The organism is Bartonella saheliensis, from assembly GCF_902162175.1.
In genome coordinates, this window is the sequence record NZ_LR607240.1 from 1 (window position 1) to 9,701 (window position 9,701).

Genomic DNA, 9,701 nt, shown 5'->3' on the forward strand with positions numbered 1-9,701 from the left:
ACCGCGAACGCATAAGACTTCATACCCGCAGTGGCAAAGGCAGTGGAACAGAACCTTATTACAAATTTATTGCTTTATCCGCAGATAACCGCGTGAAAGATGCCATTATTTATCGAAAGGGGAAAAACCCAACCATTCATGTTGCACTTTTTGGCAATAATGAAGAAGAAACAGCAAGCCAAGACCTGTTAGACAAAGTCTCACAAGCCCTTCACGATAAAAATGTCATCATGACCAATGATACTATTCTTGTGCATGCGGCTGTTGCAAAAGTTGTGGACTTAACAGCAGATGTTTGGCTGTTACCAGAAACGGCACTGACCGTTTTAACCCAAATGGAGGCACATTTACGTACCGCTTGGAAACAAGAACAAGCTCTTGGGCGCGAATTAAGCCTTTCGTGGTGGATTTCCAAACTGATGATCACTGGTGTACAAAAAGTCATTGCCGTTGAACCTACAACGGATAATGCCGTTTGTGATGAGGAAGTATTATCCATTGGCAAGGTTACCTTAAACTTTAAAGGGCGGGCGCGCTAATGGGTGGTACTTTACTCCCAACAAATGCAACGGAATTTGAAAGGCGCCTTGCTGATGTTTGCGATTTTCATCAAGATGTTGATGGTTCTGTTTTGGGGATTTCACGCTCTAAACTGATCACACGCCCTCCCCGTTTCTTGCCATGGTTGATTGAAGAATATGGGCTTGGAGAACTTACCCCTTATGTTCCAAATCTCTATGATCTTCTTGACCAAGGTCTCCAATGGCAGCGGATACGTGGCTCTGTAGCTGCAATTGATATGGGTCTTCGATGGCTTGGACTTTCTGCACAATTCATACCCGCGTGGACAGAGCGTGCATGGTGGAATTCCTTCCAACTTGAATTTGACCACTTGCCTGAACGAGGTAATCTTGAGTCTATTGAAGCCATTGTCGACCTTTCCAAAAGCTTGCGCTCTGATTTTCGCCGTAGTGTCATTGGTTATGATGTGGAGGCTATACAAGCCAATATGTCAAGGCTTGATGACAGTATGCTGGATTTTGAGAGTGGCATCCGCGTAACAACTGGAGATACACTGTTTTCCTTTGGACGCACAACAGAAATCAACCACGTTCTCACAAAAGAAGAAGGCACATTGATTGGTAACTGGATTGATGATTTCGATGAGGAATTAAGTTGGGAACATATCGATTACCCTTGGGAGTTGGCAAATTTTCCTTGGTGTTCGGTTAAAAAGCACGAACGCGATATATTGATGGCAGAATGGTTCCAAAACCGTTCCCTTTATCTCGCTTTAAGAGATCCAGACAATGCTCTGATTGGCTATCGCCGATGCTATGCTGTAGCGCCTGTTGAACCAGCTTTAGAGGGTGTTTACAGCCATTGTGGCAACAGATTTAAGCCCTCGAAAACTGGCACTCTGTTGTTTCTTGCCGCCCGTACAGATTTTCGGGATGTTGAAGACAAACAAGCCGCCTTTGTGTCCCTCCTCGTTCATGGCACTGTGGCAGAGCAGACACCTCCTGGCAAACTTTGGTGTGACGCTGGTGAACTAAAGGGTGGTGTGGAGATTCTCAAAACACCCGTCGATATTCCTTTGCGCGCAGATGTTCGCGAACAATTCAAGATTTTATTGAGGTTTTAATATGAAGCATGAAAGTGGCTTACCCTTTGCAATTGATCGCTCTCGCGGCAAAGATGAACAACAAAGCGTTGTGTTTTATGGACAGCGCCCTTTTCTGCAATCAGCTGAACTCAATGAAATTCAAACCATCATAAGGGGGCGCCATAACCGTTTGGGGCGCCTTGTGGCACAAGAAGGAGACCGTGTTGAACGAGCGGACGCTTTTGTCAATAAAGATACAAAAACCGTCACTTTAACAGAGGGCAAGATTTATATCGCCGGCGATATCTTTCCTGTTTCAAATGCCGTCTTAGAGAATGTTGCCATGATTGGGCGCGTGGAAATCGGTGTAAAACTGCAAAAAAGCTGGGTAAATCATGAAGATGATCCACAGCTCTTGGGGCAAGTTCCGGGGTCTTTAGCAGAAGGAGAGCCTGGTGCCGCCCGTGAGGTGGCAAAACTTGTCTGGGCTCTCAAAGATGATGGGCAGCAAGGCACATTTTTTCCGGTTTATATTTTACAAGATGGTGTTCTCATTGATCAAAAATCACCCTCGCTGCTTGAACCCGCCATGCAAGCTATTGCGACGTATGATCGCGCCCATGGACATTATATCGTGAATGGTTGCCGTGTCACAGCTTTGGGCCAAGAGGGACAAAAGCAAGTGTTCAGTATTCAAGAGGGAGAAGCCAATATCAATGGCTTTAAACGCAAACGCTTAGCCGCTTTGCGCCATGAAGAGATGGAAGACTTTTCAACAAGCGCTGTTCCTAGCGAAACCCATATTTTCGCGCCCAAAAACCAAGAAAAAAGCTTTACCTTTAAAACCTATTACGCTCCCATTGCCGATGTTCATTCCCTTTTGTTGACAAAAGAAAAAACCGTTAACGTGACCCGCGGGGCTATTACATCTGGGCGTGACGGCGTTCCCGATAAAAGTATCACAGCTTTTCTTAAAATTGTGCAAGGGAGTAAAGAATTTAAAGAGGGCAAGTATTTTAAAAAAACCGGAGACACCATTGATTGGGCACCTGTGGGAGATGAACCGCTTCCTGGCAGTAGCTATATGGTGACCTATCGATACCGTGCAAGTGTGAAGGCTGATAAAGTCACAGCACAAGAAATCACTGTCTCAGGAGGTGCGACGAGCGGTGATATTATTGTGAATTACTCTTACAAACTCCCCCGCATTGACCGTATTGGACTGAATACAGGAGGTGATGTTGTCTATATCAAAGGGGTTTCGGCAGACCAACCCATGGCACCTAGTGTTCCTGAAGATGTGCTCTCCCTTGCCACCATTACCAATAACTGGTTTGATGTACCGCGTGTAAAAAATGATGGCACGCGTGTTGCCCCCTATGATGAGATGTGGCGTTATTTTCAACGGGTGCTTTCCCTTGACCGCTTGATGCAATTAGAGCGCATTAAAAGCAATGTTGACTCTAAAGAGCCTGTTGCCAAAAAAGGCATGGTTGCAGACCCTTTTCTCGATGACAGTTACAGAGATGAAGGTTTTGAACAAACAGGAGCTGTTGGCAACGGTATTTTACAGCTTGCTATTGATCCAACATTCTATACCGCTCCCTTGAACGCCCCTGTCACCCTTGACTGGACCAATGAAGTGATCATTGCGCAAGAGTTGACAACGGCTTGCGAAAAGATCAATCCTTATCAAAATTTTGCGCCTCTCCCTGGTACAGTCACCCTTACCCCCGCGACAGACTTTTGGCATGTTGAGCGCACTGATTGGCTCTCTGGTGTGACCAATCAACTCAATATGGGCTGGAACCGTGGGAGAAGCATCGTTAAGACAGAAATCAGTGATGATTTGGTGAATACAACAAGCGAGCAAATCGACTTTTTAAGACAAATTCCGTTGAACTTTAAGATTGAAGGTTTTGGTAGTGGCGAAATCTTGGAAAGCCTTAGCTTTGATGGCGTGAATGTCTTACCCAAAAGCCGCCTTGTTGCCGATAGCAAAGGTACCCTTGAAGGGAGTTTCAAGATTCCTCCAAACATTCCCGCTGGGACAAAAAATGTGATCGCACGAGGGAAAGGTGGAACAACAGCAACAGGGCTTTTTACCGGTCAAGGGGTGATTGATGTAAAAGTGATGCGGCGTACCACCACGGTGAAAATCTGGACACAAGTCGACCCGCAAGCCCAAGTCTTTACCCCCGATGAAACAAGGCAAATCACTGGGATTGATTTCCATCTTTGTAAAATAGGCAATCAAGCCCATGATCTCGTCATTGATTTGGTGACCACCGAAAACGGCTATCCGACAGCTGATATTCAAGCCCAAACCTCCTATTCCATGAAGGGCGCTAAAACCGGCTGGGCTGGCGCACGCTATGCTGTTCCTTTGTTAGTCCCCGATGATCGTCTCACCGCCTTTGTGCTTAAAACTGATGATGGAGATCATTCCGTCTCACTCGCCAAACTTGGTGATTTTGATAAAGAGCACCAAAGGTATGTTTCAAGCCATCCTTATGTGACGGGTCCACGCTTTTCCTCTGTCAACGCGCAGAGCTGGACAGCGCACCAAGATGAAGCCTTGGCATTTCGGGTGTTGGCCGCCCGCTACAGACAAACAGAAAAAACGGTGGATTTAGGCAGCTTTGATCTTGTGGACTGCTCTGATTTGCAAGTGCGTGCAGCCATTGAATTGCCTTCAAGCGATTGTTCTGTCATCTTTGAAATTGAAAGAAACAACGGTACAGTTTATCAACTGCTACCCTTTCAATTGCTCAAGCTGACCGAATATATCAGTGAAAAAGTCAAGCTTCGCGCCATTCTTAAAGGTACAGAGAAACTCTCACCCGTCTTATTTGCCCCGGTTCAGTTGATTGCAGGAAAGATTCACAGGCAAGCAACCTATGTCACAAGGGCTTTTGCCTTTGGGGAAAAGGCAAGATTAACGAGCTATATCAAAACCTTTTTACCGGGCGGTTCTTCATTCACCCTCGAGATGCAACTGGATGATGGTACCTTTGTCCCTTTAAAATTGGATGAGACAGAACAACTCGCTGAACCGCTTTGGACAGAGCGTAAATTTGTGAGCAGCGACAAAACAGCACGACAAGCACGCTTAAAACTCACCCTTACCGGTGGACCAGCTGCACGCTCCATGGTGTGTGATTTTGGCGCCGGCATCATATGATGGGAGAACAAAAAATGAGCAAAACTAAAAAACTCGACATGGAATTACCCAAAGAAGGACGTTTTATCAGTTCTGAATTCCCCATTTTACGTGAAAACTTGGGTAAACTTGATCAAGCTCTTATAACTGTTGAGGAAAAGATAAACCAAAAAGCCCCTTTACAACACACCCATACAATCAGTGATGTGACGGGTTTAGAAAGTGCTCTTAATGGCAAGATGGCAGCCGATAAAACCTTCGCCTTTGCTGATTTAAGCGATATCGAGGGGGCAAAAGATGCCGCAAATAACTATGTGCTTTATAAATCAGGCAACAATAATTTTACCTTTGGCAGTGCCGTTTCCTTATTAGGGGCACACAAACATAAAACAGAAGATATCGTGGGGCTTGATGATTTTAGAGCCAAGATCAATGAAGATCTGACCAGCTATGGGCGCTTAAAACAAGCCAATGAATGGCAAAGTTACAACAAGTTTACCAGCAAAGTCACCATGAGTGGTAGCTTGGAACTGTTGGGCAATTCATCATTGAATATTACTACCCATAACAACAAAGTGGTCACTAACTTAAGTACAAGCGGAAGCTTACTTAAAGGACCTTTAAAAGTCGATGGTGATGTTGTTTATACCAAGGCGCAAGTGGATGCCGCCATCTTAGCAGGGATAAAGAGTCTTAAAAAAGATTTGACCGATAAAATCACAAATTGGCCGGCTCTTGCCGATGCTGAATTGCTCTATACGCAGAACGGAAAAATTCAGTGGCCCGATTGGGTAACGGATAAAACCAAAGTCGAAATTACAGCCTGGGGTGGTGGAGGTAGTGGTGGTAGAGCGTTTGGGATAGGATTAGGAGGAGGTGGAGGCGGTTGCTCGGTGTGGTATGGCTATAAAGTCAGTTTAAATGGTCATGAGAATATCATTATTGGTAAAGGAGGGGCTTCTATTGCAAAGAATTTTGTAAGCGGTAAGCCTGGAGAAACAACAGTTGTTGGCAAAAATTTTATAACCGCCACAGGAGGAAACTATGGTAGTGCCGGTTACTATACTGAGCGAAATGGTTATATTACTGGTTATTATTCAGGTTCTGGTGGTGCTGGAGGCGTGGGAGGAAATTTTGGTTTAGCAACAGACGAACATCCAGGAATTGCTAAAGGCGGCAATGGTTATGCTGGAACGGATGGAATTACTGGCAAGATAAGTGGTAATGGCGGAGATGCTGGGGGTGATACATCAAGGGGTGGCTCTGGAGGAATGGGGCAAGGTTCCTATAGTTCAGGAAAAGCAGGGCGTGGCTTTGGTGGTGGGGGTGCTGGTTCTCATGGGACTGATCGTTCAAGTGGTGCTGGTGCTGATGGTGCTGTCCTTATAAGATTATGGAAAGATTAAATACAAAACCAAAGAGAGCGCAAGTCAAATGGATGCTTGTCATATAAGCGGGCTTTATATGTTTTTAAAGCTTTTTATCGCTCTTTTAAAATCCTCTCAAAGGGCTTTTTTAGCACATATAATGTAAGCTATTTGTTGACATTTATAGTCTTTCACGTTATATAAAGGAATGATTAAAACGTTTAAGAGCAAAACATTGGCAGAATTATTCAAAACGGGAAATTCATCCAAGATTGATAAGAGACTTGTAAAACGTATCATGGTTCGTCTTGATCGTTTAGATTTTTCTGAAAGACCAGAAGATATGAATCTTCCAGGATTTAACTTTCATTCTTTGAGTGGATATTCACCCACCCGTTACACTGTCCACGTTAACGGACCATGGTGTATTACCTTTGAATTTGACTCATGTAATGCTTACCGTGTTGATCTTGAACAATATCACTAAGGATACAGTTATGAATGACATTCCTGCACAAAGAGATAAAAACCGTTGCCCTACTCATCCAGGAGAAGTTTTAGCAGATATTATTCCTGAAACCGGCAAAACAAAATTAGAAATTGCACAGATGATCGGTATATCACGCCAACATCTTTATGATATCCTGAAGGCAAAAAAGCCTGTTTCTCCTGCGATTTCTGCTTGCCTTGGAAAAATGTTTGGTGATGGAGCAGGTATATGGTTACGTATGCAAGCCAATTATGATGCTTGGCATGCAGAGCGCGATATTGATGTCTCTTCTATTCCAACACTAACAGCTAGCGAAATGAATGCGCAAATGGAACATAGCCATTCATGACCTTCTCCCCACCCTAAAGATGGGGAGATGAACCATGTTTTTAATTAAGCAACCTTTTTAATGGGGCTGTCTAAGTTAGGTTCGTAAGATTTTAACAAAGACTCTATAATCGGAGGTGGTCTTAAAGTTCCAAAATTTGTAATCATTGCCAAAATTTTCAGTGCATTTGGGGTTTCATTTTGAAGCTTAAAAATTAAAGCTTTTTCTATCGCATCCATAGTCTCAATGAGAGTATTAAAAGCCTTGTCTTCAATATCATCACGATCAGAAAACTGATACAACGCCATCCACAAATCACATAAAAAATCGATACTGGTATTCATTGTACACCTCCATGGATTTTCTCTCTTAAACATGCCAATCCTCTTGAGGTGATTTTCGTGGAAGGAAGGACCTTTTCTGTACCATCGGGTCTTTGAATGGTAATCGCAGGGCAATCCATAAAACCTTTCTTTATTTTATCTTGATAGGGTAACAAAGGTGCCCCTGGAGCCCGTCGATAGACCCAATCGTGTTTACGCAAATAATCGGTCAAATCTTTTGGTCATACCTCTAACATCTTTGCAGCTTCAATAAGACCAAACAAACCATCAGAGCGTTTTAAGCCTTCTAAAGCTTCTGCTTTCGGAGTCAATTCTGCAATCACATGATCTTTCTGTTCGATTTGACTTTGTAGATGATTTAAGACGCCAAGTAAGGCTTGAGGAGTTGAATAATCAACTTGTGGAACAGCAACTTGCTTTTCCAATTCTTGCCAACGGTCAATTATTTTTGCTCGTAAGACAGTGCTGTAACCAGAAACAAGAATTAAACATTCACGCTTGGGGAGGTTATAACAAGGGCGTGTTTTTCCTTGTTCATCAATATAACTACTTAAAAATTTAGCCGGCTCAAATTTGAGCTCGCTAAATATTTGCTTAATATCACGCATAACATTTTTATGCTTCTTACTACATACCTCCGCAATTTCAATGCTGGACATAGTTTGAACTGTTGCATCGTTAGCAACATTTTCTGTAATTTTTATAAGAGTGTTCATGTGAACTCCTTGGTAGTAAATTGTTTCTTAATGACACCCTAAAAGGGTATCGGGTGCTAAGAAACACGGTACCAAGTCCGTCGCTATGTTTTTCCCGTAAGGGTATTGTATGACATAGCTACACCCGATAAGACCACTATATGCTATAGACATATAATGAGTCAAAATCTTTAATGTACGGAAAAAGATTGTATCGGCAATCCGTCCGCTTGGTATTTTAAGGTGTTTCTTAGGCGCCTGATTCGAAAATACAGATTACACAAATAATGTTAAGATACTTTTGATATTTTTATTAATTTCATCTTTGGATGCCGAGCATTGAAAAACACTGCTCTTCACCTCTCATTTTTCATCTTCATTTCATTCGCCACTATTTTAAAGGAGCATAAAATGGCAACAGGTTTTCTACACGGTGTTGAAATCGTCGAGGTTGATGACGGCACACGCCCCCTTCGTGCAGTTCAGTCTGGCGTTATCGGAATTATTGGCACAGCACCCGATGCCGATGAACAAGCCTTTCCTCTTAACACACCGGTTTTGGTCGCAGGCTCTCTTTCACAAGCTGCAAAACTAGATAAAACAGGTAAACGACGTGGTACTTTACCCAATGCTCTTGATCTTATTTTCAAGCAAGTGGGAGCTATTGTTGTTGTTATCCGTGTGAAAGAAGGAGACAATGAAGAAGCAACACTCACCAACATTCTAGGTGGTGTGAACGAACATGGCGCCTATGAAGGTGTTCACGCTTTCATTGGAGCACAATCCGTTGTGGGACAAACACCACGTATTCTGATTGCGCCAGGCTTTACCCATCAACGCCCTTCCAGTGTAACCACTAATGGAACGGGTGATAGCGCCAAAACTGAGATCAGTACAACCTCTAATCCCGTTGCGGCAGAGTTGATTGGCATTGCCGAACGTTTGCGCGCCATTGTGGTAATTGATGCCCCAAACACAACAGATGAAGCAGCTCTTAGCGCAGCAAAGGATTTTGATTCAAAACGCGCCCTTCTCATTGATCCATTTGTAAAGGTCAATCGCAATGGCAAGATCTTAGAAGAGCCAGCAAGTGCAGCAGTTGCTGGGGTCATTGCCAAAAATGATTTTGCCAATGGCTTTTGGCATTCCCCTTCCAATAAAGTGATCAATGGAATTGTAGGAACTGCGCGCCCCATTGATTTCTCCATTGGTGATCGTGCAAGTCGCGCTAATCTTCTCAATGAACAAAATATCACAACCATTATTCGAGAAAACGGCTATCGCCTCTGGGGCAATCGCACCCTTTCAAGCGATACCAAATTTGCCTTTTTATCGGTAGTACGCACTGCCGATATGATCAATGATGCCATTTTACGCGGACATCTATGGGCGGTCGACCGCAATATTAAAAAGACTTATCTGAATGATGTGAGTGAAAGCGTCAATGCTTATTTGCGTGATTTAAAAGCGCAAGGCGCCATTCTTGGGGGACGCTGTACACCAGATCTAGAGCTTAATACAGCAAGTGCTATTGAAGATGGCAGAGTCTATTTCAATGTAGAGTTCACGCCCACAACACCTGCAGAACACATCACCTTCCGTTCACAAATCATCAATGATTACCTAGAGGAGATTTTTTAATGACTATCCCTGTTTTACCAAGAGTTTTGAAATATTTTAACATTTTTGTCGACGGTATTCCTTATCA

General features: G+C 43.5%; 7 protein-coding genes and 3 pseudogenes. 8 read left to right on the forward strand and 2 right to left on the reverse strand.

What is annotated here, in order from left to right:
* The 6 genes and pseudogenes from FS875_RS08630 to FS875_RS08655 form a co-directional block, all read left to right on the forward strand.
* Positions 1-539 (forward strand): annotated as a pseudogene (locus tag FS875_RS08630) (baseplate J/gp47 family protein); the annotation flags it as partial.
* Positions 539-1,645, forward strand: a complete 1,107-nt coding sequence (locus FS875_RS08635; RefSeq protein ID WP_144755704.1) for a phage tail protein — start codon at positions 539-541, stop codon at positions 1,643-1,645. The pseudogene FS875_RS08630 and the gene FS875_RS08635, both read left to right, overlap by 1 nt.
* A 1-nt stretch (position 1,646) precedes the next feature.
* The gene (locus tag FS875_RS08640) at positions 1,647-4,790 is read left to right on the forward strand and encodes a DUF4815 domain-containing protein (RefSeq protein WP_144755707.1); all 3,144 of its coding nucleotides are present in this window, start codon (positions 1,647-1,649) and stop codon (positions 4,788-4,790) included.
* A gap of 14 nt (positions 4,791-4,804) precedes the next feature.
* The gene (locus FS875_RS08645) at positions 4,805-6,175 is read left to right on the forward strand and encodes a Bgr_08870 family protein (RefSeq protein ID WP_144755710.1); all 1,371 of its coding nucleotides are present in this window, start codon (positions 4,805-4,807) and stop codon (positions 6,173-6,175) included.
* Between the two features lie 169 nt (positions 6,176-6,344).
* Positions 6,345-6,623 (forward strand): type II toxin-antitoxin system RelE/ParE family toxin, encoded by a 279-nt coding sequence (locus FS875_RS08650; protein WP_144755712.1) that lies wholly within the window; start codon positions 6,345-6,347, stop codon positions 6,621-6,623.
* Between the two features lie 10 nt (positions 6,624-6,633).
* Positions 6,634-6,975, forward strand: coding sequence for a HigA family addiction module antitoxin (locus tag FS875_RS08655; protein WP_144755714.1), 342 nt, complete (start codon positions 6,634-6,636; stop codon positions 6,973-6,975).
* A 44-nt stretch (positions 6,976-7,019) separates the two neighbouring features.
* Here the strand turns inward: FS875_RS08655 and FS875_RS08660 are convergent, their stop codons facing one another.
* Both FS875_RS08660 and FS875_RS08665 read right to left on the reverse strand, forming a co-directional pair.
* Positions 7,020-7,298 (reverse strand): hypothetical protein, encoded by a 279-nt coding sequence (locus FS875_RS08660; RefSeq protein WP_144755716.1) that lies wholly within the window; start codon positions 7,296-7,298, stop codon positions 7,020-7,022.
* Positions 7,295-8,014 (reverse strand): annotated as a pseudogene (locus FS875_RS08665) (phage antirepressor KilAC domain-containing protein). Before FS875_RS08665 ends, FS875_RS08660 begins: the two are co-directional and overlap by 4 nt.
* Positions 8,015-8,404: 390 nt before the next feature.
* Between FS875_RS08665 and FS875_RS08670 the strand changes: the two are divergent.
* Together FS875_RS08670 and FS875_RS10680 are read left to right on the forward strand one after the other, a co-directional pair.
* Positions 8,405-9,634: a phage tail sheath subtilisin-like domain-containing protein gene (locus tag FS875_RS08670; protein WP_144755718.1), complete on the forward strand. Its 1,230-nt coding sequence runs from the start codon at positions 8,405-8,407 to the stop codon at positions 9,632-9,634.
* Positions 9,634-9,701: pseudogene (locus FS875_RS10680) on the forward strand (phage major tail tube protein); the annotation flags it as partial. The gene FS875_RS08670 and the pseudogene FS875_RS10680, both read left to right, overlap by 1 nt.

What these genes read in the sequence shown, in the direction of transcription:
- FS875_RS08635 (WP_144755704.1), top strand. Translation starts at nt 539, where the DNA reads ATGGGTGGTACTTTACTCCCAACAAATGCAACGGAATTTGAAAGGCGC.
- FS875_RS08640 (WP_144755707.1), top strand. Translation starts at nt 1,647, where the DNA reads ATGAAGCATGAAAGTGGCTTACCCTTTGCAATTGATCGCTCTCGCGGC.
- FS875_RS08645 (WP_144755710.1), top strand. Translation starts at nt 4,805, where the DNA reads ATGAGCAAAACTAAAAAACTCGACATGGAATTACCCAAAGAAGGACGT.
- FS875_RS08650 (WP_144755712.1), top strand. Translation starts at nt 6,345, where the DNA reads ATGATTAAAACGTTTAAGAGCAAAACATTGGCAGAATTATTCAAAACG.
- FS875_RS08655 (WP_144755714.1), top strand. Translation starts at nt 6,634, where the DNA reads ATGAATGACATTCCTGCACAAAGAGATAAAAACCGTTGCCCTACTCAT.
- FS875_RS08660 (WP_144755716.1), bottom strand. Translation starts at nt 7,298, where the DNA reads ATGAATACCAGTATCGATTTTTTATGTGATTTGTGGATGGCGTTGTAT.
- FS875_RS08670 (WP_144755718.1), top strand. Translation starts at nt 8,405, where the DNA reads ATGGCAACAGGTTTTCTACACGGTGTTGAAATCGTCGAGGTTGATGAC.